Source organism: Trinickia sp. (assembly GCF_051953955.1).
Classification (GTDB): Bacteria; Pseudomonadota; Gammaproteobacteria; order Burkholderiales; family Burkholderiaceae; genus Trinickia.
In genome coordinates this window covers 1-20,571 of sequence record NZ_JBQCIF010000059.1, presented here as the reverse complement: position 1 = coordinate 20,571, position 20,571 = coordinate 1, and the positions used below count along the sequence as shown (strand labels likewise).

Below are 20,571 nucleotides of genomic sequence, written 5' to 3'. Positions count from 1 at the left end.
GCGCAAGGCGCAAGGCGCAAGGCGCAAGGCGCAAGGCGCAAGGCGCAAGGCGCAAGGCGCAAGGCGCAAGGCGCAAGGCGCAAGGCGCAAGGCGCAAGGCGCAAGGCGCAAGGCGCAAGGCGCAAGGCGCTGGGCACTAGGCGCGCCGAACGCGTCCGCTCGGCGGACGGCTGGACGCGTGCGGCGGCGCCGCCTTGATTGCCGCCGCCCTCGCTCGCCGTTCGCCGTTCGTCTGAATTCGTCATGGCAGAGGACTTGCTGGTCAGCACGCCTAATTTCCGGGTTGATCGACGAGGTACCTCGATGTCCGCATTGCGCACCGCTTCCATCCGGCATCACTTGCATACGCCCGAACCGGATCCGCCGGTGCCGCCGCCGCAGGAGCCGCCTGGCCCGGGCCCCGTGCCCGAGCGAGAGCCGCCCGAACCGCCGCAGCCGCCGATCGGCGATCCGCCTCCCGTGCCGAGCGACGTTCCCCCGCTGCATTGACGCGATGAGAAAGCCGTCTGACTGTACCGGTTACAAATCTGTCGCAATTGTTACCGCGCGTTCGGCCGTTCGGCATCCTAGACTTCAAATCGAAACTGCTTTGCCCGCCCGGGCATTGCCCGCTCCTGGAGATCGGTTCCATGAGACACCCCGCGTTACGGCGCTCTGCGCGCCATTCGCTCAAGCGCGAAGCGAAGAACAGTGGCGGTTTTCCGGCTCAATCACCGTCTCGATCGGATCCATCGGGGCAGAACCGCCCGGCGCCTGACGGACCTGCGGACGGTGACCACAATCAGGGCGGCGCGCGCGCTGAAGGACTCGACTATCAGCGCGATCTAGGCTCCGAGCAAGACGCCTAGAAGCAGGAAGGCCTCACCGGGCACCGTCTTGCGGCGAGTGCTGCGCAGGCGGCGCGTTCGCCGCGCTCGATGCGCTCGATGCGCTCGCCCTTCGTCGGATTCGCACCGCGCATCCGTGGCGCGCGTTCGCTCGTGGGCGTTTCCCAGCGAGGAAGCGGCCGCTTCCCTTGCCGCCGCGGCTCCGGCCGGAATTCGCAGCACGAATCGGGAGCGTTTCATCAGATCATCAGATGTTCAATGCGGCACGCGCCTTGCGTGCTTTGCATCGGGTGACGGCGAGATGGGTCGCCGCGCAGAAATGCCAACCGAAGAGGTGGAGCCGCAATGAGCAGACTTATCGTGGTGTCAAACCGCGTCGCGCCGACGCAGGAGGGCCGCCCCGCGGCGGGGGGGCTTGCGATCGGCGTGCTGGACGCCCTGAAGGAAACCGGGGGTGTCTGGTTCGGGTGGAGCGGAGAGATCATCGGCGAATCGCAGGCGCCCGAGATCGAGAAACAAGGGAAGGTCACGTATGCGACCGTCGGCCTCACGCGGCGCGACTATGATCAGTATTACCGGGGGTTCTCCAACGCGACCCTGTGGCCGACCTTCCATTACCGCACCGATTTATCCCGCTACGACCGGCAAGAATACGCCGGCTATCTGAGAGTCAACGGGACGCTGGCCAAGCAACTGAAGGCCATGCTCGAGCCCGACGACATCATCTGGGTTCACGACTATCACCTGTTGCCGTTCGCGCGCGCGCTGCGCGAACTCGGCGTCGCCAATCCGATCGGCTTCTTCCTGCACATTCCGTTTCCCGTGCCGGAGATGCTGCGCGCGGTGCCGCCGCACGAGGAACTCGTCAAAGCGATGTGCAGCTACGACGTGCTCGGCTTCCAAACGCAGGCGGACCGTCAGGCGTTCGTCGACTACATCGAGCGCGGCGGCTTCGGCACCGCGAGCGACGACGGCATGATTCACGCCTTTGGGCGAGTGCTCAAGGTCGGCGCCTATCCCATCGGAATCTATCCTGACGCCATCGCCAGCGCCGCTCAGCAATTCGCCGATCGCAAGCACGTCAATACGCTGCGCGAGGCGATGCGCGGGCGCAAGCTCATCATGAGCGTCGATCGCCTCGACTACTCGAAGGGGCTCGTCGAGCGGTTTCAGGCGTTCGAGCGGCTTTTGCTCGGCGCCCCCCACTGGCAGGGACGCGTATCGCTCGTCCAGATCGCCCCGCCGACGCGCGCGGACGTGCAGAGCTATCAACGCATCCGGCAAACGCTAGAAGGGGAGGCCGGCCGCATCAACGGGCGCTTTGCCCAGCTCGACTGGACGCCGATTCAATACCTGAACCGAAAATACGAGCGCAACCTGCTGATGGCGTTATTTCGCCTCTCTCAGGTGGGCTACGTCACGCCGCTGCGCGACGGAATGAATCTCGTCGCTAAGGAGTACGTAGCATCGCAAGACCCGGAAGATCCGGGGGTGCTCGTGCTGTCGCAGTTCGCCGGGGCGGCCGAGCAGTTGCCGGGCGCGCTCGTCGTCAACCCGTTCGATCTCACGCAGATGGCCGAAGCACTCGAACGAGCGTTGTCGATGCCGCTCGAAGATCGCAAGGCACGCCACGCGGACATGATGGCGCAACTGCGCGCAGGCGATTTGTCGACCTGGCGCGATGCGTTCTTGGCCGATTTGCGGCACGTCACGACGGCGGCATCGGTCACGCGCAAAGCCGTCAAACTAGCGGACATCGCCGCCTGACGCAGCGCAGGCAAGCAAGGGAAAGCGAGAAGGGCCGGCTCCCTCGAGCCGGCCCTTCCTCTTCCTACCCGTCCTACGCTGCCTTCATCCTTCCTTCGCCGTTTCGTTACGCTTGCCGCCGCAACTGGGCCGGCGGCACCTTCAGCAGATTGCGATACTTGGCGACGGTGCGGCGCGCGACGATCATGCCCTCTTGCGCCAGCATCTTCGCGAGCGCCACGTCGGACAGCGGATTGCGCACGTCTTCTTGGTCGATCATCTCCTTGATCAGTGCACGCACGGCGGCGGCGGAACAGCGTCCGCCCGTTTCCGTCGCGAGCTCGCGCGGGAAGAAGTGCCGGAACTCGAAGATGCCGCGCGGCGTGGCCATGTACTTGTTGCTCGAGGCGCGCGAGACCGTCGATTCATGTAGACCGAGCTCTTCCGCGAGCTTGCTGAGCACGAGCGGTTTCAGCGCGATTTCGCCGTAGTCGAAGAACGCCTTTTGATAAGAAACGATGCATTGCGCCACGCGTTGAATCGTCGTAAAGCGCTGCTCGGCATTGCGCAGCAGCCAGCGCGCTTCCTGGAGCTGTTGGCCGAGCGGCGAGCCCGCGCCGCCCGATTGCGCGAACAACTCGGCGTAGACGCGGTGAATGCGCGCCCGCGGCAGCACGGCCGGGTTGATCGACGCGACCCAACGCCCCTTCACGCGGCGGACGATGACGTCGGGGATGACGTAGTTGTCGTCGGCGCGCGAATAGAATTGACCAGGCTTCGGGTCGAGCCGGCGCACGAGCGCGCAGGCCTTGCGCAATTCTTCGGCCGAGCAACCGAGCTGCTTTTGTAGTTCGGCATGCTCGCGCCGCGCCAGCCGTTCGAGATGATGCTCCACGATCTCGCGCGCGGCCGCGCGACCCGGCGTGTCGGACGACATCGCCTCGAGCTGAAGCCCGAGGCACTCCGAAAGCGAGCGTGCGCCGACCCCGGGACGATCGAGCGTTTGCACGAGCCGCAGCGCCACGCGCAATTCTTCCTCGCTCAGCGGCGGATCGGCTTCGAATGCGCTGGCCAACTCGTCGAGCGGCTCGCGCAAGTAGCCGTCGTCGTCGAGTGCCTCGATGACGATCTGCGCGGCGGCGCGATCGCGCTCGCTCAACGGATACAAGTGCAGCAGATTGTGCAGATGCTCATGCATCGTCAACTGGGCATGCGCCCAGGCACCGGGGTCGACGTCGTCCGAATCGTTGTTGCGCGAGGCGCCGCGCGTCGTCCAGTCTTGGCCGAAATCGCCGATCGGATCGTCGGCCGGCGCCGCCGTCGTCGCGTCGGCGCTCGACAGGCTCTCATAGGGATCGACGGCCTCCGCGGGAGCGGGGGCGTCCGCGACGACACCGGGCTGCAGTTCGGCCCCCTCGCCATCGTGGGTGGCCGTTGCGGGCCGCTCGCCTTCTTCGGCGAGCGGGTCGTCGTATTCCAGAAACGGATTGTTGTCGAGCGCTTGCCGAAGTTCATGCTGAAACTCGAGCGACGACAACTGCAGGAGCCGCACCGATTGTTGCAGGCGCGGCGTGAGTGCCACATGTTGTTTGCTGCGCAGTTCAAGAGTCGGCGGCATGGCTAAAAGTCCAGTGGAATGGTCCTGGCTGTAAAGCAACCGCTATACCAGCCGTTGCCGCATGGGCAAGGCAGACGATTCGGCAGCGCAGGAACCATGCCGTAGCCGTGCGAACGCGGCAGCTTTTACAGGCCGCAGTGCAAAAGCGCGGCGTCGTTTGCTGCGAGTGCAAAGCGCGAGTCGCGACGCCCGTGCGGCCGATATCGGGAAGGGAAGGCATGCGACTTGCGAACGCGTTGAGACGACGCAACGCCGGACGGCCGCTATTCGCTCCGGTCTTGCGGCATCGTCCGGCACTTCCCTCCATCTTTGAGCAGGAGAAACTCGTGAAAGCGCTCCCATTACTCAAAATCGCCGCCGTGCTCGCTTCCCTGACCTTCGCCGCCGGCGTGACGGCCCAGGCGACGGAATCTTCCGGGACCACGGCAGCCACGGCCGCCTCGGCGCCATCGTCGAGTTCAGAGTCGCTCGGTCAGCACATCGATGACGGCACGGTAACGACGAAGGTGAAAGCGGCACTCATGACGGCGAAGGACGTCAAATCCACGCATGTTCACGTCAAGACGCGGCGAGGCATCGTCTGGCTCACCGGCACGGTGCCCACCCGCGACGAAAAAACGCGCGCGGAACAGGTTGCCGCGGGCGTGAGCGGCGTGCATGAGGTGAAGAACCGCTTGAAGGTACGCGCTTCGCAGTGACGAGCACGCTGCGACTGGCTGCGTCGTGTCAGACGCGGCCGGGACCGCTTGCGCGTAGCCGCATCAGACTGACCGCCGCCGCGACACTCGCGATGGCCGCCGCGACGCCGAGGGCGATGACCGGCCCATGGCGCGGCGAGACGCCGAAAATCAAGGCGACGAGCGCAGCGCCCACGGTTTGACCGGTGAGCCGTGCGGTGCTCAGCATCCCGCTGGCACCGCCGCTGCGTTCGCGCGGAGCGGCCGAGAGCATTTGCCGATTATTGGGCGACTGGAATATCCCGAACCCCGCGCCGCATAGCGCCATGCGCCAGGTGATGTCGAACACGCTGGGGTGGGGACCCATCGTCGCGAGCAGGATGAGGCCGGCCGTCAGCGCAATCAGCCCGATGCCGCCTAGTATGCCCGCGGAGTACCGATCCGACAGCACGCCCGCCACCGGTGCGGCGAATACGATCACGAAAGGCCAGGGCGTAATCAGCAATCCCGTCTGCACCTGATCGAAGCCGAGCACGTTCTGAAACAGGAACGGCAGCGAAACGTAGGCCAGCATCTGCGCGCAAAACGAGCAGACCGACGTGGCGATCGAGAGCGCGAAAACGGGGATCTTGAGCAGATCGATCGGCAGCAGTGGCGCCGGGCGGGTCAATTGACGCCGTACGAAAGCGTAGCCGACGATCAAGAGTGCCAGCGCTTGGGCGACGAGCCCGGCGACCGCTTCGCCGTGCCCGAAGCCGTCGATCGTGAAGATCAGCAGACCGAACACGATCGCGTTCATGGCCGCGCTCAAATAATCGTAGGGTGCATCATGTCCGGGATTGGTCGGCAGCGCGCGCATTGCGCCGATCACCGCGGCGATGCCGATCGGCACGTTGATCGCGAACAGCCAGGGCCAGGAGGCCACCGACAATACCGCCGACGCGACCGTCGGCCCCACGGCCGACGACACTGCCACGACCATCGCGTTGATCGCGATACCGCGCCCTAGCATGTTCGCCGGATAGATCGTGCGCACGAGCGCCGTGTTCACGCTCATGATGCCCGCGGCGCCGAACCCCTGCACCACGCGCACCAGTGCGAGTGCCGACAACGAGCTCGAGAGCGCGCAACCGAGCGAAGCCGCGGTGAACACCGCGAGGCCGGCCGTGTAGATGCGTCGATAGCCGATGCGGTCGCCGAGCGAGGCCAGCGGCAATAGAGAAATCGTGATCGAGAGTTGGTAGGCGTTGACGACCCAGATCGAAGCGGAGGCGCTTGCGTGCAGATCGCGCGCGATCGTCGGCAGCGCGACGTTGGCGATGGCGCCGTCGAGCACGGCGAGCGTGATGCCGAGCCCGATGACGACGATTGCCCAGTAGCGCTGGGGAATGGGAATACCGTGTTCTGCTTCCATCGGGGGACTTGGCGTAGCGGGCTACAGGGACGAACCCCCGTATTTTAAGCGCGCAACCCCGAGATGCGCTTGCGGGCGCAACATGGGACGGGGCGGGCGGATTCGGTTGCGGGCGCAACCGTCATGCCCAGCCGCCGTGCGCGCAACGCACCGCACGCACGGCCGGCGGCCTTGCGGCGTTACTTCATTTCGTACAAGCCGGTGTAGGTGGCCGAGTCGATCTCGTTCAGATGCGTCATGAAGCGAGCGACCGCATTCGTCGTCTCCGGCGTGACGGGCAATTGATCGACCTTCAGCGCATGCAGCCGGAAGATGTAGCGGTGGGGCTTGTCCCCGCGCGGCGGTGCGGCGCCGCCGAAGCCCTGCGTGCCGTAGTCGTTGCGCACTTGGACCGCGCCGGCGGGCAGCAGGCTGCCGTCGGCCTTGCCCGCGCCGAGCGGCAGCGAGCGCACGTCAGCCGGAATGTTGACGACGACCCAATGCCAAAAGCCGCTGCCTGTCGGCGCGTCGGGGTCGTAGACGGTCAGCGCGAGGCTCTTGGCGTCTTCCGGAGGCGCCTCCCATTGCAGCGAGGGGGAGAGGTTGCCGCCGTCGCCGTCGACGCCGAACGCTTTGTCGTTGCACTCCTGGGCTTTCGGCATGAAGCCGTTGCTCGGGAAGTCGTCTGACCAGATTCTGAACTCTGCCATCGGATGCCTCCTTTTTCTTGACTGGGTGCGCGGTGCAGCACGACGTGCCGCCGAGCGTGCGGCGGATTGTGCCGGATTGCACGCCGAGTTTATCACCGGGCTCCCGCATGGACCGGGCCAAGGGACGGCCCGCGGATGCCGCGGGCGGCGGGGGGCGCGAGCGATTGCCGACGCCCCGTTAGTAGCTGGCTCAGCGCGGCTCTTGCAGCTTGCGCAGACGCCAGATCAAGCTCGACGTATCGAACCTGTTGCCGCCGAGCGCTTGAACGTCGCCGTAGAATTGATCGACGAGCGCCGTTACCGGCAACGACGCACCCATGCGCTTCGCTTCGTCTAGGCAAAAGCCGAGATCCTTGCGCATCCAATCGACGGCGAACCCATAGTCGAACTTGCCTTCGATCATCGTTTTGCCGCGATTGTCCATCTGCCAGCTTGCCGCTGCGCCTTTGCCGATCACTTCGAGCACGCGCGCCATGTCGAGTCCGGCGCGCTCGCCGAAGTTGATCGCTTCCGAGAGGCCTTGGACGAGGCCCGCGATGCAGATCTGGTTGACCATTTTGGTCAGTTGGCCCGAGCCGACCGGGCCGAGGCAGGTGACCGCCACCGCATAGTGCCGAAGGACCGCGGCCGCGCGCTCGAACGCGTCAGGGTCGTCGCTGCCGCACATGATCGTCAGCTTGCCGTTCTGGGCGCCGGCTTGACCGCCGGAGACCGGGGCGTCGATGAACTCGATGCCTTGCTCGCTTGCCGCCTTGGCGAGCTCGCGGGCGACGTTGGCCGAGGCTGTCGTGTGGTCGGCGAACAACGCACCGCTTGCCATGCCGGCGAACGCACCATCGGCGCCGAGGGTGACGCTGCGCAAGTCGTCGTCGTTGCCGACGCAGGCGAGCACGAGCTCGGCGCCTTGCGCCGCTTCGCGCGGCGTGGGGGCGGCACGGCCGCCGTGCTCGGCGGCCCACTGCTCGGCTTTCGCGCGCGTGCGGTTGTAGACGGTGACGTCGAACCCGGCCTTGGCAAGATGGCCGGCCATCGGATAGCCCATCACGCCTAGGCCGATGAAGGCGACGCGGCGGATGGCGCTGGCGGAAGAGGAAGTCGGCTCGCTCACGGCGGCTCCTTTTTGCGTTTCAGTGGGGTGGGGGCCCCAATTATCGCAGCGATGAGCGATCGGCCGTGCGGCGGTGCACATTCGCGGATGCGTCAAAGCCGCCTAAAATGAGATCGTCAGAGCCAAAGCTTGGGTCGCTGCCATGTTCGACTCGTCGATCGGAACGTTGCTTTTGCTTGCGCTGTTCGCGTGCGCCGCGCTCGCGGTGTCGACGCGCTATCGCACCGACCATCCGCTCGCCGACCTGATCCGGTGGGCGCACGCGCATCATTGGCCGCGTCATCGGCACTAGCTGCCCCTCTACCCGCTACCCCTCTAAATCGAGATTGCCGAGCAAAATGAAAGGTTCGGCCTGCGAGCGCGTGGACAAATCGAAATCGCGCGCCGCTTGCCACGCGCGCAGCTTCCGCGGCAACGCTTCGAGATAGTGTGCAAACCGATGCGGGCCGTTGTGCGCCATCAGCGAGGCGATCTCGCACTCGTCCCAGGTCATGTGCAGGTTGAGCGGATGCCGCGTGCCCCGCACGCGCTCGGCGATCGGCGCCGTGATCTTCAGCGTGGTCGGCTGGCCTGCGCCGCCGTAGGGCTCGAGGTGAATATGAGCTCGAGGGCCGATGACGTCTCGAATCGCTTGCGCAATGCGAGGCGCGAATTCGGCATCGAATTGGTGAGCTGTCGTCGGGTTCATGAGCGCGTCCGTGATCATGGATGCTAGCACGGAGGGGCGTGACGGGACTTGGTCCGGTTTTGGTGGCGAAACTAAGGCATTCGCGAATCTTCCGGTAGAACGTTGCCGGGGCGGTTTCTGCCCTACTAGCATGCCGAACAGTGGCTCCGTTTCGCGGCCGTATGGTCCTTCAGCCGGGTCACAACTTCTTCGACCGCTGGATCGGCAACTATAACGGCTTGCGTTATATGACGCGTCGCGTCATAATCCGCTTAACGAACCTTATGGCAATTCAAGAGTTCTCCGATAGGGAAACGGCCCTGATATGGGCAGGGCGCCGGTCAAGACGGCTACCGTCCGATATGCAGCAGGTGGCTCGTCGCAAGTTGCGGATGCTCCATAGTGCTCACGTCCTCGCCGATCTGCGGATTCCGCCGGCGAATCGGCTGGAGGCGTTGAGTGGCGATCGAGCAGGGCAGCACAGCATCCGCATCAACGACCAGTGGCGTGTATGTTTCCGCTGGGTCGACGGCAATGCGCATGACGTGCAGATCGTCGACTACCACTGAGGAGCAGGTGATGAAGAGACTTTCCAACGTTCATCCTGGTGAAGTGCTGAACGAGGAGTTTTTGGTTCCGCTGAATATGAGCCAGAATGCGCTGGCTCGGGCGATGAAGGTTCCGCCCCGGCGTATCAACGAGATTGTCCACGGCGCTCGCGCCGTCTCGGCGGATACAGCGCTTCGGCTTGCCATCGTACTTGGGACAACGCCGCAATTTTGGCTCGGGCTCCAGGGGGATTACGACCTCGAAGAGGCAGCGAGAACGGATTTGTCCGACTTGCGACCGCTCGTAGCGGCATAACCCGATAGGTTTTGTCGCTGATGTCTGGCGCCGTTCGAGGAAGTGGCGGCTGCGATGCCTGCCGTTCCGCTGGCTTTCATCGGGAAGCCGTCGGCAATGCAACGGATCGTCATGCGCCGTGGGTTGCGTGGGCCATGCCTGCGAGAGTCGATTCTTTTTCTATTTTTCCAGCCATTTCCGAATAGCGTCAAGCGTGCTGGTTTCAATGCCAAGGAAACCGTGCGGCGAGCTAGCGCCGCATTCATCGGCGTGGCTCTTGGATAGATTACTGCTGACGGCAATGAAGTCGAAGCCGTTGGTGCTGGCTAAATTTTTTGCTGCGTCAAATGGGGAAACGCCGCACCCGTCGTGCTCATTGGATACCACGAGAACACGGGCTTTATTATTGGGCCAGCTTAGTTCGGAGAGGCCGAGCTGACCTTTATTGGCTTGCGTGACGGGCGACGTCAGAATGTATGCGTCGGCTAGGTCCGGACTGCGCTTGAGCACATTGCCCGCGGTAATCGTGCCGCGACTCGTGGCTAGCAAGGCGACCTTCGCGCTGGGGAAGCGCTTGCGGAGCTCCGACACGGCCGCCTCTACATCCTTCACCGCATCCTTGCTCAGCCGGAAGTGGTCCTTCACACCGTCTGCGTGATCGGATGGCGTATCGAACAGCGCGGTCGCGCTGCCACTGTCCGTCCAATAAGAAGACGTTCGCACGACGAAGTTGCCCGCAAGCTGCGTGGCGCCGCGGTCCGTCAGGTGCAATGCGCCATTCCCCCCGGGCAATAGTACGATCACCCATGCTGGTTGCTGCTGAGGGGCTTCGATATAGATGCCTTGGGTTGCGTCGGCGTGAGCGGGGAGGGTCGCTAATTCGCCGGCGTTTGCCGTCGCAACGATCGCTGCCCCAAAGAGCGCTGCAGCGAGATAACGTCGAGCGTGGTTGATGATGGTCTTCATTTAATGGTTCTTTCGCGTGAGGATCATAAAAATCGATCAAGGCGTAATTCGTCTCTGCTTGTATTCTACTAACAAGGTACCCATTGCGTTAAACTCTTTTCACGCCAACACCGTGCTACTTTGGGCGATGCTACAGGCGCCGCCGCTTTGTAATTTATTTCGGGTTTTGCCGCTGGAGCGCGCGTGGTCACTGTTGGCGTAGTCGGGGAGCCGCGCGGGCCAGGATTTGGTGCGCCAAAATTGCTGCATTTACTCACCGTACACGGATCATAGATAGCTCGCGAATTGACGCCCGCCTGCATCGATTGCAACTGCGATTGCAGTTGCATGACAGAGTCCATCGCCGTGCCGCTGGAGCCGGATTGCGACCTGCTTGGTTGTAGGCTCCCGCTGGCGTTACCTTCTGCGACCAATCGCTCGACCTCCTGCTGCTGGGCACTCGCTTCGGCTGCTGCCTTTTGCTGCTCTTCCTTTGCCCGATCGGTGGCCGCCTGGGCTGCGGTCTTGCAGACGTGGCACGCATCGAGGGCGATATCCCGTTTGCGGACGGGCTTCTCACTCGTCCCCATCACGCGATCGCTGTCCTGTCGGCCGTTGGCGAGAATGGTAAATGCAGGCGTACTGTCGACGAAATACTCCACTTTCGCGCAAGCCGGCGCATCCGCCCGTATCAGGAGGTCTGCCCCGTATAGCCCTTTGTGCGAGCCGGTGGGCGTGACTTGAATGCTGGCATTGCACGTGCCGATAATCTGCGTGCAATCGCATGCTTGTGCCTGAGCCTGCGTTGCGAAGGTTGCCAACCCGAGGGGCAAAGCCAAGGCGAGTGCAGTCAATGCGCGTCGCGGCATCTTCATGCTCCGATAAGCTCTCGAGCGCTTCAGTTGCATTTGCGCACCGCGCTGATCTTGTCCAGCAACTCAGTGCGATTGGCATAAGCGTCAGCATTGGCCTTGCTGTCGTCGTGCATCTGCTGGAGCTGCGCGTTGGCTGTATGTTGTTGGCTCGCCAGCGCGGAATTTCCGGTGCCCATCGCCAGCCCTTCCGCAACGGCGCCAAAGACGTCCCAGAATCCCGAATGGCTATTGTCTTCGTGATAGCTCCGATTGGCCTCTACCGCCTCTCGTTCATGGCTGATCGCGTTGCAGTCGAGGCTCGAGTAGGTTTTCGGGTCCTGCATCGGCGGCAGCGATGTGCACGCGCCCAGGCAGCAGGTTGCAATCAAGGCAGCGAACATGACACGATTCAAATGTGTGGTTTGCACGGCACCCCCAAAGAAGTTTTTGATATCGAGGCTGCGGTGCAAGTCTTCGGCAAAAGATCCTGGTGGCCTAGAGTTCGCCACTCTCGATGACGCAAGCCTCGGGGGTAAAATAAGTTCCCGAACGCTTCCGGTCATCCCCAGAATTGGGGATGAGCCGATGGCCTGAGCAACAGGCGAAGCGCGGGGTGGCAGAGTTGAGCAGTTGGCAACGAGCCAATTTGGGGTAGATGGACCTGATCCGGGAGCGGACAGGGATTAGCCATGTCCAAGAAACGGCTAGCTGACGAGTCGATCGCAGCGCTATATACCGCCGCCATCGATCCCAAGCAATGGGGTGTGGCACTTGATGCCCTGACCGCTCTGGGGGATGCCCGGGCGGCCAATTGCTTTATTCACGATATTCGTACCGGCGACTTCCTCGAATACCGCTACGCAGGCTACGGCGCCGACTGGGCCACGGGGTATGCGGAGCATTACCACGCCTTGGATCTCGCTCGTAAGGTTTTGATGGCCGAACCGTCGGGTCAGATGTATGCGATGCATCGATTCATTTCCGCCGACGCCGTCTCGCGAAGTGAGTACTATCAGGACTTCTACATCCGAGAAGGACTCCGTTATTCCTGCGGCGGCACACAGCTCGACGGTGATCGACGACTGATATTGGCGGTGCATCGACCTGTTGGGCATCAACCGTACGATGACTTGACGATTCGAGAGCTCCAGCGCGTGTTGGAGCATCTGCCGAACGTTTTACGAGTGCGGCAGACTGCTGCCCGCTCGCACGGAAGCGCTGCGATGACATCGGCCGCGCTCGATGTGCTACCGCACGCAGTGATCATCGTGGCCAGCGATATGCGGGTTCGCTACATGAATTCGGCTGCGATGTCCTTGCTTGGAAACTCGACGGAAATTCGCATTCGCGCCGATCGCCTCGTCGTATCGTCGGCGCAGATTGCCCCCCAGCTCGCGCAGGCGGTTAGGAAGGCGTGCACGCTTGGGCAAACTAGCGACCCAGTGCCCATTTACGCGGTGGATTCGGACGGCCGGCCAACACTCGAGATTCGGATTGCCCCGCTCCAAGCGCAGCTAAGCTCTGAATTCGACCCGCAGACGCAACCCTTGGCGATCGTGCTGCCGAAACAGCGATTCGCGCATATCGCGCGGTCGCATGCTGACCAGCGGCCGTTCTCGCTGTCGCGAGCAGAGATGGATGTAGCGACAGCGCTTGCGAGCGGGTCGACCCCGTCGGAATATGCGGATCGCGCCGGTATTCGCATCAGTACAGTGCGAAGCCAGATCAAGGCGATCCTTGCAAAGACCGGCTTGCGGCGCATTGCCGATATTGTCGTGCTGTTTAACGACTACGCCATGGGCCAGCGAAAATGACGCGTTCGGTTATCGAACCGATTGGAGCCGAATATGGTCCCCCCGACAGGAATCGAACCTGTATCTAGCGCTTAGGAGGCACTTGTTCTATCCATTGAACTACGGGGAGGATCTGCTGCCCGGGCGGTGAGCCCGGATGCGCCGGCGCGCGCAGAGTATATCAAACGCGGCGCCCTTGGCGATGCACGCCGCATGCAACGAACCTGCCGTGCACCCACCGCCTGAACTCGGCCTCCAAGAAGCTCAAAACTCGACGACGGCGAACTCGCCTTTGCCCACATCGCACAGCGGGCAGCGCCAGTCGTCAGGAATGTCGGCGAAGCGCGTGCCTGCCGCGATGCCTTCGTCCGGCAACCCTTCCTCTTCGTTGTACACCCATCCACAGATCACGCAAACCCAGCTTTTGTAGTCGATCACGTCGCTCACGGCGTTCCTACCCTGATTCATTCCAAAAAGTCGCTACTCTAGCGCCACGCCGTTGCGCCGGCGCGCCGCGCGGCGGGGCGAATTGTCGCACTCTTTGCAACCTATCGTCCGCTCGCCGCAAAGTCCGTGATTCTACCGAATGGCCAATACCCGCCGGCGCGAACGCCGCGGCCGGTACAATGGACGTTTCGATTTTCGCAGGCGCGCTTTTTCATGTCGCTTTACTCCATCGTCGACGCGCAGCTCGCGTTCGGCCACGTCGCACTGCTCGATCACGCCGATTTCTCGCTCGAAGCGGGCGAGCGCGTCGGTCTCATCGGGCGCAACGGCGCCGGCAAATCGTCGCTGCTCAAGATCGTCGCCGGCCTCATGCAACCCGACGACGGGCTCGTCACGCGTCAGCAGGATTTGTCCACGGTATACGTGCCGCAAGAGCCCGAATTCGATCCCGAGGCGTCGGTCTTCGATGCCGTGGCGGCCGGCCTCGCCCACGTTCGCGCTTCGCTCGACGAGTACGACGCCGTCGCGCATTCGCTCGCGGCAACGCCCGAGGGCGCCGAGCACGACGCGCTCCTTGCCCGGATGAACGTGCTGCAGTCCGCGCTCGATGCGGCCGGCGCATGGAATTGGCGCACGCGCGTGTCCACGACGATTGCTCAATTGAACTTGGACGGCGATGCGCGCGTCGGGGCGCTATCGGGCGGGATGCAAAAGCGCGTCGCGCTCGCTCAGGCGCTCGTCGTCGATCCCGACGTCCTGCTGCTCGACGAACCGACGAACCACCTCGATTTCGACGGTATCCGCTGGCTCGAGGAATTGCTCGTCAACTCGCGCGCGGGCCTGTTCTTCATCACGCACGACCGCGCGTTCCTCGATCGCGTGGCGACACGCATCGTCGAGCTCGATCGCGGCCGGTTGCTCTCGTATCCGGGCAACTTTTCCGCTTATCAAACGCGCAAGGCGCAACAGCTCGAAGTCGAGCGCATCGAGAACGAAAAGTTCGACAAGCTGCTCGCGCAGGAAGAAGTGTGGATACGCAAGGGCGTCGAGGCGCGGCGCACGCGAAGCGTCGGGCGCATCGCAAGGCTCGTCGACATGCGGCAGCAGCGGGCAGAGCGCCGCAACGTCCAAGGCAACGTCAAGCTCGACGTCGGGCAGGGCGAACGCTCGGGCAAGATCGTCGCCGAACTCACCGACGTGACGAAACGCTTCGGTCAGCGCACCGTCGTCGATCGATTTTCGGCGACGGTCATGCGCGGCGACAAGATCGGCTTCATCGGCCCGAACGGTGCCGGGAAAACCACGCTGCTCAAGCTGATCCTCGGCGAAGTCGCGCCGGACGAAGGCACGGTGCGCGTCGGCACGAACCTGCAGGTTGCCTACTTCGACCAAATGCGAGCCCAACTCGATCAGGAAAAGAGCCTGGCCGATACGATCAGCCCCGGCAGCGACTGGATCGAGGTGAACGGCACGCGCAAGCACGTCATGAGCTATCTCGGCGATTTTCTGTTCGCGCCGGAACGCGCGCGCTCGCCCGTGAAATCGCTCTCGGGCGGCGAGCGCAACCGGCTTTTGCTGGCGCGGCTCTTCGCCCGGCCCGCCAACGTGCTCGTGCTCGACGAGCCGACGAACGATCTCGACATTCCCACGCTCGAGCTGCTCGAAGAGCTGCTGTCCGAGTACGACGGCACCGTGCTGCTCGTCAGCCATGATCGCGCGTTTCTCGACAACGTCGTCACGTCGGTGATCGCGTCGGAAGGTGGCGGGCTGTGGCGTGAATACGTCGGCGGCTTCTCCGACTGGCAAACGCAGAGCCAGCGGGCCGAGCGTCTCGCCCAGGAGGCCGCCGGCAAGCAAGCGCCGAAGGCCGCGGCGCACGAGGCCGCGCCCAAGGAAAGCGCGGCGGGCCGCAATGCCCAGCGCACGGTCAAGCTTTCGTTCAAGGAGCAGCGCGAGCTCGAAGCGCTGCCCGAGACGATCGCGGCGCTCGAGGCGGAGCAAAAGGCGATCGGGGCACAGCTCGAGGACGGTTCGATCTTCGCGCGCGACGCGAAGGAGGGCGCCCGGCTGACCGAGCGCTACGCAGCGATCGACGACGAATTGCTCGCCGCGCTGGAGCGCTGGGAGGAACTCGAAGCGAAGCGTAAATAACGCGGCTGGCGCGAGCCTTGCCGGGCGAGCGCATTCGCGCCCCGTTCCGACCCGGCAGGGAAGGGCCGGCAACCTGGCCGTTCGGCGGATCGGCCGCTTCGCCGAATTGCCGGGACAAACGAAACCAGTAAAATACGCCGCGACTACGGCGGACGGGCCACCTGGCGCCGCCGGCGGCGCCCGCTCAGCGGGCACGCCGGCCGCGCTCGTTGTTTCGATTCGCTTTTTTTGAACTTGCAACGCTTTGTCCACGCGGATATCCACACGCGCTGTGGACAACGACCAACACGAGGCTAGGTGCCCCCAACCATGTCCACGAAAAAGCCAAACGCCGCGTACAGCGAGGCGTCGATCAAGGTGCTCAAGGGGCTCGAGCCCGTCAAGCAGCGGCCGGGCATGTACACGCGTACCGAAAATCCGCTGCACATCATCCAAGAAGCCATCGACAACGCATCCGACGAGGCGCTCGGCGGCTACGGCCGTCAGATCACCGTCACGCTGCATGCGGATCAATCGGTGTCCGTCGACGACGATGGGCGCGGCATTCCGTTCGGCATGCACCCCGACGAAGGCGTGCCCGTGGTCGAGATCGTCTTCACGCGCCTGCATGCGGGCGGCAAGTTCGACAAGGCGGCCGGCGGAGCGTATACGTTCTCGGGCGGCCTGCACGGCGTGGGCGTTTCCGTCACGAACGCGTTGGCGTCGCGGCTCGACGTGACCGTATGGCGCGAGGGCAAGGTGGCCCAGATCGGGTTCGCCCACGGCGAGGTCGTGCGCCCGCTCACCGTGCGGGCCGCCGAAAAAGGCGAGAAGCGAACGGGCACGCGCGTGACGGCGCTGCCCGATCCCAAATATTTCGATTCGCCCAATCTGCCGCTCGGCGAACTGCAGCGCCTGCTGCGCTCGAAGGCCGTGCTGCTGCCGGGCGTCGAAGTCGTGCTCGTCAACGAGAAAACGGGTGAGCGCCAAAGCTGGAAATACGACGACGGCCTGCGCGGCTATCTGCTCGAAGGCATGGCGGGCAGCGAATTGCTGATCCCGCTGTTCGAGGGCGAACGCTATGCCGACAGCGCCCGCACGAACGAAGATTCGTTCGCCGAAGGCGAAGGCGCCGCATGGGTCGTCGCATGGAGCGAGGAAGGCCCGCTTCAGCGCGAATCCTATGTGAACCTGATTCCGACGCCCGCCGGCGGCACGCACGAATCGGGCTTGCGCGACGGCTTGTTTCAAGCCGTCAAGAGCTTCGTCGAGCTGCACAACCTGCAGCCCAAGGGCGTCAAGCTGCTGGCCGAGGACGTCTTCGCGCGCGTGTCGTTCGTGTTGTCGGCGAAGGTGCTCGATCCGCAATTCCAAGGGCAGATCAAGGAGCGCCTGAACAGCCGCGATGCCGTCAAGCTCGTGTCCTCGTTCGCCCGTCCCGCGCTCGAGCTCTGGCTCAATCAGCATGTCGATCACGGCAAGAAGCTCGCCGAGCTCGTCATCAAGCAGGCGCAGGCGCGCACCCGGGCAGGGCAGAAAGTCGAGAAGCGCAAGAGCTCGGGCGTAGCTGTGCTGCCGGGCAAACTGACCGATTGCGAATCGACCGACATCTCGCGCAACGAGCTGTTCCTCGTGGAAGGCGATTCGGCCGGCGGCTCGGCCAAGATGGGCCGCGACAAGGAATTCCAGGCTATCCTGCCGCTGCGCGGCAAGGTCCTCAATACATGGGAGACGGAGCGCGATCGCCTGTTCGCGAACAACGAGGTGCACGACATCTCGGTCGCGATCGGTGTCGATCCTCACAACCCGGATGACACCGTCGACTTGTCGAATCTGCGTTACGGAAAGATCTGCATCTTGTCGGATGCCGACGTCGACGGCGCGCACATTCAGGTGCTCTTGCTCACGCTGTTCTTCAAGCACTTCCCGCAATTGATCGAGCGCGGGCATGTTCATGTCGCGCGGCCGCCGCTGTTTCGCGTCGATGCGCCCGCGCGCGGCAAGAAGCCGGCGCAGAAGCTGTACGCGCTCGACGACGGCGAGCTCGAAGCGACGCTCGACAAGCTGCGCAAGGACGGCGTGCGTGAAACGCAGTGGACGATCAGCCGCTTCAAGGGCCTCGGCGAAATGAGCGCCGAGCAGCTCTGGGACACGACGATGAACCCCGACACGCGGCGGCTCATGCCCGTCGCGCTGGGCGAGCTCGAATACGAGGGCACCGTCTCGCGCATGACGATGCTGATGGGCAAAGGCGAAGCGGCTGCGCGCCGCAGCTGGCTCGAAGAGAAAGGCAACGAAGTGGAAGCCGACATTTGAGGCGATGCGTCGCCGTGCTCGCGCTTCTTCGCAAGTCTTCTGAATACGGACATTATTCTCGATGGATCAACAAGACGATCTGTTCGCACCGGCCGCGACCCCCGACGGGGAATCGCTGACGCTCGGCCACTATGCCGAGCGCGCCTACCTCGACTACGCCGTGAGCGTGGTCAAGGGGCGGGCGCTGCCCGACGTCAGCGACGGACAAAAGCCCGTGCAGCGCCGCATCCTGTTCGCGATGAGCGAGATGGGCCTCGCCTCGGATGCAAAGCCCGTCAAGTCCGCGCGCGTCGTCGGCGACGTGCTCGGCAAATACCATCCGCACGGCGACCAATCGGCCTACGATGCGCTCGTGCGGCTCGCCCAAGACTTTTCGATGCGCTATCCGCTCATCGATGGGCAAGGCAACTTTGGCTCGCGCGACGGCGACGGCGCGGCGGCGATGCGTTATACCGAAGCCCGCTTGACGCCGATCGCCAAGCTGCTGCTCGACGAGATCGATGAAGGCACCGTCGATTTCGCGCCGAACTACGACGGTTCGTTCCAAGAGCCGAAGCTGTTGCCCGCGCGCCTGCCGTTTCTGCTGCTGAACGGGGCGTCGGGCATCGCCGTGGGGCTGGCGACGGAAATTCCCTCGCACAATCTGCGCGAGGTTGCGGCGGCGGCCGTTGCGATGATTCGGCATCCGAAAATCACGCACGCGGAGTTGATGGACATGCTGCCCGGTCCCGATTTTCCGGGCGGCGGCCAGATCATTTCGAGCGCGTCGGAAATCGCTGCGGCGTACGAGGCAGGCCGCGGCAGCCTGAAGGTGCGCGCGCGCTGGAAGATCGAAGATCTCGCGCGCGGGCAGTGGCAACTCGTCGTGACCGAATTGCCGCCGAATACCTCGGGTCAGAAGGTGCTCGAGGAGATCGAGGAACTCACGAATCCGAAGATCAAGCTTGGCAAGAAATCGCTGACGCCGGAGCAGTTGCAGACGAAGCAGACGTTGCTCGCATTGCTCGACGCGGTGCGCGACGAATCGGGCAAGGATGCGCCGGTGCGGCTCGTGTTCGAGCCGAAGTCGAGCCGCATCGATCAAACGGAATTCGTCCACTCGCTGCTCGCGCATACGAGCCTCGAATCGAACGCGGCGTTGAACCTCGTCATGATCGGGGCGGACGGACGGCCGCGGCAAAAGGGCATCATCGAGATATTGGGCGAATGGATCGGGTTCCGTTTCGCGACGGTCACGCGCCGTACTCGGCATCGGCTCACGAAGGTCGACGATCGTATCCATATCCTCGAAGGCCGGATGATCGTCTTTTTGAACATCGACGAGGTCATCCGCATCATTCGCGAATCCGACGAGCCGAAGGCGGCGCTCATGAGCGCGTTCGGCTTGAGCGAGCGGCAAGCCGACGACATCCTGGAAATCCGGCTGCGCCAGCTTGCGCGGCTCGAGAAGATCAAGATCGAGAAGGAGCTCGAAGCGCTGCGCGACGAAAAGTCCAAGCTCGAAGAGTTGCTCGCGAACGAGTCGTCGATGAAGCGGCAGGTCATCAAGGAAATCGAGGCCGATGCCAAGCAATACGGCGACGAGCGGCGCACGCTGATCCAGCAGGAGAAGCGCGCGACGTTCGAGGCGCGCGTCGTGGACGAGCCCGTTACGGTCGTCGTGTCGCGGCGCGGCTGGGTGCGCGCGTTGAAGGGGCATGGGCTCGACGTCGCCGGCTTCACGTTCAAGGATGGCGACGGACTTTACGCGGCATTTCAATGCCGCACGCCCGACACGCTCATCGCGTGGGGCAGCAAGGGCCGCGTCTATTCGGTTGCCGTAGCGTCCCTGCCGGGCGGGCGCGGCGACGGTGCCCCCGTCACCTCGCTCATCGATCTCGAACCGGGCACGCATCTCATGCACTACTACGCGGCTAGCGCCGAGCAGGCGTTGCTGCTCGCGTCGAGCAACGGCTATGGGTTCATCGCGCGCGTCGGCGACATGGTGAGCCGCGTCAAGGCCGGCAAATCGTTCATGACCATCGACGAAGGGGCGCAGCCCCTGGCGCCGATGCCGGTGCTGCCGCAGGCGGCGCAGGTCGCTTGTTTGTCGAGCACCGGCCGCTTGGCCGTGTTCGGGCTCGACGAGATGAAGACGTTGTCCGCCGGCGGCCGCGGCATCATTTTGATGGGCCTCGACGACGGCGAAAAACTCGCTCAAGCGTTGGCGATCGGCCCGGCCGGCGTCGTCTTGCTCGGCACCGGACGGGGCGGCAAGCCGCAAGAGGAGAAGCTCGCCGGCGCGGCGCTGGCCGCGCACGTCGGCAAGCGCGCCCGGCGCGGACGCGCCCCCGACACCCGTTTGAAAATCGCGGCATTGCGGCCCGCGCTCGATTGATGCCGAAGCCTCGGCCGGCCCGCGCATTGCCGAGGCGCGTGTCGGCCGATATTACGACCGCTCTTGGAGAGTCCCATGTCCCTGTCGATCGCCATCGACATCGCCTTGTTCGCGCACCTG

The 20,571-nt window shown here is 63.9% G+C and carries 21 protein-coding genes and 1 tRNA gene; 12 read left to right on the top strand and 10 right to left on the bottom strand.

Features of this window, described 5'->3' with window-relative positions:
* The 4 genes from ACTHNZ_RS11350 to otsA form a co-directional block, all read left to right on the top strand.
* The coding region (locus ACTHNZ_RS11350; protein ID WP_440542590.1) for a hypothetical protein at window positions 1–198 on the top strand (198 nt) is incomplete at its 5' end.
* 105 nt (window positions 199–303) lie between these two features.
* Window positions 304–489, top strand: a complete 186-nt coding sequence (locus ACTHNZ_RS11345) for a hypothetical protein (protein WP_440542589.1) — start codon at window positions 304–306, stop codon at window positions 487–489.
* Window positions 490–629: 140 nt separating this feature from the next.
* Window positions 630–848: a hypothetical protein gene (locus tag ACTHNZ_RS11340; RefSeq protein WP_440542588.1), complete on the top strand. Its 219-nt coding sequence runs from the start codon at window positions 630–632 to the stop codon at window positions 846–848.
* Window positions 849–1,172: 324 nt separating this feature from the next.
* Complete coding sequence (otsA, locus tag ACTHNZ_RS11335; RefSeq protein WP_440542587.1) at window positions 1,173–2,594, top strand: alpha,alpha-trehalose-phosphate synthase (UDP-forming); 1,422 nt, start codon at window positions 1,173–1,175, stop codon at window positions 2,592–2,594.
* Between the two features lie 106 nt (window positions 2,595–2,700).
* Here otsA and ACTHNZ_RS11330 read toward each other — a convergent pair whose 3' ends face one another.
* On the bottom strand, window positions 2,701–4,191 hold the full coding sequence (locus ACTHNZ_RS11330; RefSeq protein ID WP_440542586.1) for an RNA polymerase factor sigma-54: 1,491 nt from the start codon (window positions 4,189–4,191) through the stop codon (window positions 2,701–2,703).
* Between the two features lie 326 nt (window positions 4,192–4,517).
* Here ACTHNZ_RS11330 and ACTHNZ_RS11325 point away from each other — a divergent pair, with 326 nt between their 5' ends.
* The gene (locus ACTHNZ_RS11325) at window positions 4,518–4,889 is read left to right on the top strand and encodes a BON domain-containing protein (RefSeq protein ID WP_440542585.1); all 372 of its coding nucleotides are present in this window, start codon (window positions 4,518–4,520) and stop codon (window positions 4,887–4,889) included.
* 28 nt (window positions 4,890–4,917) lie between these two features.
* On the opposite strand, the gene ACTHNZ_RS11320 is transcribed toward ACTHNZ_RS11325, so the two are convergent.
* The 3 genes from ACTHNZ_RS11320 to ACTHNZ_RS11310 form a co-directional block, all read right to left on the bottom strand.
* Window positions 4,918–6,282 (bottom strand): MFS transporter, encoded by a 1,365-nt coding sequence (locus ACTHNZ_RS11320; RefSeq protein WP_440542584.1) that lies wholly within the window; start codon window positions 6,280–6,282, stop codon window positions 4,918–4,920.
* Between the two features lie 179 nt (window positions 6,283–6,461).
* On the bottom strand, window positions 6,462–6,971 hold the full coding sequence (locus tag ACTHNZ_RS11315; protein WP_440542583.1) for a YbhB/YbcL family Raf kinase inhibitor-like protein: 510 nt from the start codon (window positions 6,969–6,971) through the stop codon (window positions 6,462–6,464).
* 190 nt (window positions 6,972–7,161) lie between these two features.
* Window positions 7,162–8,079 (bottom strand): NAD(P)-dependent oxidoreductase, encoded by a 918-nt coding sequence (locus tag ACTHNZ_RS11310; protein ID WP_440542582.1) that lies wholly within the window; start codon window positions 8,077–8,079, stop codon window positions 7,162–7,164.
* 142 nt (window positions 8,080–8,221) lie between these two features.
* Between ACTHNZ_RS11310 and ACTHNZ_RS11305 the strand changes: the two genes are divergently transcribed.
* Window positions 8,222–8,371, top strand: coding sequence for a hypothetical protein (locus ACTHNZ_RS11305; protein ID WP_440542581.1), 150 nt, complete (start codon window positions 8,222–8,224; stop codon window positions 8,369–8,371).
* 15 nt (window positions 8,372–8,386) lie between these two features.
* Here ACTHNZ_RS11305 and ACTHNZ_RS11300 read toward each other — a convergent pair whose 3' ends face one another.
* A complete protein-coding gene (locus tag ACTHNZ_RS11300; protein ID WP_440542580.1) occupies window positions 8,387–8,767 on the bottom strand; it encodes a DUF5594 family protein in 381 nt (126 codons plus the stop codon).
* Between the two features lie 263 nt (window positions 8,768–9,030).
* Here ACTHNZ_RS11300 and ACTHNZ_RS11295 point away from each other — a divergent pair, with 263 nt between their 5' ends.
* Window positions 9,031–9,315, top strand: a complete 285-nt coding sequence (locus tag ACTHNZ_RS11295) for a type II toxin-antitoxin system RelE/ParE family toxin (protein ID WP_440542591.1) — start codon at window positions 9,031–9,033, stop codon at window positions 9,313–9,315.
* A gap of 10 nt (window positions 9,316–9,325) precedes the next feature.
* Window positions 9,326–9,610, top strand: coding sequence for a HigA family addiction module antitoxin (locus ACTHNZ_RS11290; RefSeq protein WP_440542579.1), 285 nt, complete (start codon window positions 9,326–9,328; stop codon window positions 9,608–9,610).
* A gap of 159 nt (window positions 9,611–9,769) precedes the next feature.
* On the opposite strand, the gene ACTHNZ_RS11285 is transcribed toward ACTHNZ_RS11290, so the two are convergent.
* The 3 genes from ACTHNZ_RS11285 to ACTHNZ_RS11275 form a co-directional block, all read right to left on the bottom strand.
* The gene (locus tag ACTHNZ_RS11285) at window positions 9,770–10,555 is read right to left on the bottom strand and encodes a serine aminopeptidase domain-containing protein (RefSeq protein WP_440542578.1); all 786 of its coding nucleotides are present in this window, start codon (window positions 10,553–10,555) and stop codon (window positions 9,770–9,772) included.
* Between the two features lie 68 nt (window positions 10,556–10,623).
* Window positions 10,624–11,409 (bottom strand): hypothetical protein, encoded by a 786-nt coding sequence (locus tag ACTHNZ_RS11280; protein WP_440542577.1) that lies wholly within the window; start codon window positions 11,407–11,409, stop codon window positions 10,624–10,626.
* Between the two features lie 23 nt (window positions 11,410–11,432).
* Window positions 11,433–11,789: a hypothetical protein gene (locus ACTHNZ_RS11275; protein WP_440542576.1), complete on the bottom strand. Its 357-nt coding sequence runs from the start codon at window positions 11,787–11,789 to the stop codon at window positions 11,433–11,435.
* Between the two features lie 288 nt (window positions 11,790–12,077).
* Here ACTHNZ_RS11275 and ACTHNZ_RS11270 point away from each other — a divergent pair, with 288 nt between their 5' ends.
* Window positions 12,078–13,202 carry a helix-turn-helix transcriptional regulator gene (locus ACTHNZ_RS11270; protein WP_440542575.1) on the top strand — a complete coding sequence of 375 codons (1,125 nt, stop codon included), beginning with the start codon at window positions 12,078–12,080 and terminating at the stop codon, window positions 13,200–13,202.
* 34 nt (window positions 13,203–13,236) lie between these two features.
* Here ACTHNZ_RS11270 and ACTHNZ_RS11265 read toward each other — a convergent pair.
* Together ACTHNZ_RS11265 and ACTHNZ_RS11260 are read right to left on the bottom strand one after the other, a co-directional pair.
* Window positions 13,237–13,311, bottom strand: a tRNA-Arg gene (locus tag ACTHNZ_RS11265).
* 134 nt (window positions 13,312–13,445) lie between these two features.
* A complete protein-coding gene (locus ACTHNZ_RS11260) occupies window positions 13,446–13,628 on the bottom strand; it encodes a rubredoxin (protein WP_440542574.1) in 183 nt (60 codons plus the stop codon).
* A 213-nt stretch (window positions 13,629–13,841) separates the two neighbouring features.
* Here ACTHNZ_RS11260 and ACTHNZ_RS11255 point away from each other — a divergent pair, with 213 nt between their 5' ends.
* From ACTHNZ_RS11255 to parC, 3 genes are all read left to right on the top strand, one after another.
* The gene (locus ACTHNZ_RS11255) at window positions 13,842–15,779 is read left to right on the top strand and encodes an ATP-binding cassette domain-containing protein (RefSeq protein WP_440542573.1); all 1,938 of its coding nucleotides are present in this window, start codon (window positions 13,842–13,844) and stop codon (window positions 15,777–15,779) included.
* Between the two features lie 309 nt (window positions 15,780–16,088).
* Window positions 16,089–18,074 (top strand): DNA topoisomerase IV subunit B, encoded by a 1,986-nt coding sequence (locus tag ACTHNZ_RS11250; RefSeq protein WP_440542572.1) that lies wholly within the window; start codon window positions 16,089–16,091, stop codon window positions 18,072–18,074.
* A 61-nt stretch (window positions 18,075–18,135) separates the two neighbouring features.
* Window positions 18,136–20,451: a DNA topoisomerase IV subunit A gene (gene parC / locus ACTHNZ_RS11245; protein WP_440542571.1), complete on the top strand. Its 2,316-nt coding sequence runs from the start codon at window positions 18,136–18,138 to the stop codon at window positions 20,449–20,451.
* Window positions 20,452–20,571: the final 120 nt, after the last annotated feature.

Bases quoted from the DNA above. Each gene is read 5' to 3' on its own strand.
- ACTHNZ_RS11330 (WP_440542586.1), bottom strand. From the start codon at position 4,191: ATGCCGCCGACTCTTGAACTGCGCAGCAAACAACATGTGGCACTCACG.
- ACTHNZ_RS11285 (WP_440542578.1), bottom strand. From the start codon at position 10,555: ATGAAGACCATCATCAACCACGCTCGACGTTATCTCGCTGCAGCGCTC.
- ACTHNZ_RS11275 (WP_440542576.1), bottom strand. From the start codon at position 11,789: ATGTTCGCTGCCTTGATTGCAACCTGCTGCCTGGGCGCGTGCACATCG.
- ACTHNZ_RS11300 (WP_440542580.1), bottom strand. From the start codon at position 8,767: ATGAACCCGACGACAGCTCACCAATTCGATGCCGAATTCGCGCCTCGC.
- parC (WP_440542571.1), top strand. From the start codon at position 18,136: ATGGATCAACAAGACGATCTGTTCGCACCGGCCGCGACCCCCGACGGG.
- ACTHNZ_RS11270 (WP_440542575.1), top strand. From the start codon at position 12,078: ATGTCCAAGAAACGGCTAGCTGACGAGTCGATCGCAGCGCTATATACC.
- ACTHNZ_RS11280 (WP_440542577.1), bottom strand. From the start codon at position 11,409: ATGAAGATGCCGCGACGCGCATTGACTGCACTCGCCTTGGCTTTGCCC.
- ACTHNZ_RS11290 (WP_440542579.1), top strand. From the start codon at position 9,326: ATGAAGAGACTTTCCAACGTTCATCCTGGTGAAGTGCTGAACGAGGAG.
- otsA (WP_440542587.1), top strand. From the start codon at position 1,173: ATGAGCAGACTTATCGTGGTGTCAAACCGCGTCGCGCCGACGCAGGAG.
- ACTHNZ_RS11295 (WP_440542591.1), top strand. From the start codon at position 9,031: ATGGCAATTCAAGAGTTCTCCGATAGGGAAACGGCCCTGATATGGGCA.
- ACTHNZ_RS11250 (WP_440542572.1), top strand. From the start codon at position 16,089: ATGTCCACGAAAAAGCCAAACGCCGCGTACAGCGAGGCGTCGATCAAG.
- ACTHNZ_RS11320 (WP_440542584.1), bottom strand. From the start codon at position 6,282: ATGGAAGCAGAACACGGTATTCCCATTCCCCAGCGCTACTGGGCAATC.
- ACTHNZ_RS11340 (WP_440542588.1), top strand. From the start codon at position 630: ATGAGACACCCCGCGTTACGGCGCTCTGCGCGCCATTCGCTCAAGCGC.
- ACTHNZ_RS11345 (WP_440542589.1), top strand. From the start codon at position 304: ATGTCCGCATTGCGCACCGCTTCCATCCGGCATCACTTGCATACGCCC.
- ACTHNZ_RS11315 (WP_440542583.1), bottom strand. From the start codon at position 6,971: ATGGCAGAGTTCAGAATCTGGTCAGACGACTTCCCGAGCAACGGCTTC.
- ACTHNZ_RS11255 (WP_440542573.1), top strand. From the start codon at position 13,842: ATGTCGCTTTACTCCATCGTCGACGCGCAGCTCGCGTTCGGCCACGTC.
- ACTHNZ_RS11305 (WP_440542581.1), top strand. From the start codon at position 8,222: ATGTTCGACTCGTCGATCGGAACGTTGCTTTTGCTTGCGCTGTTCGCG.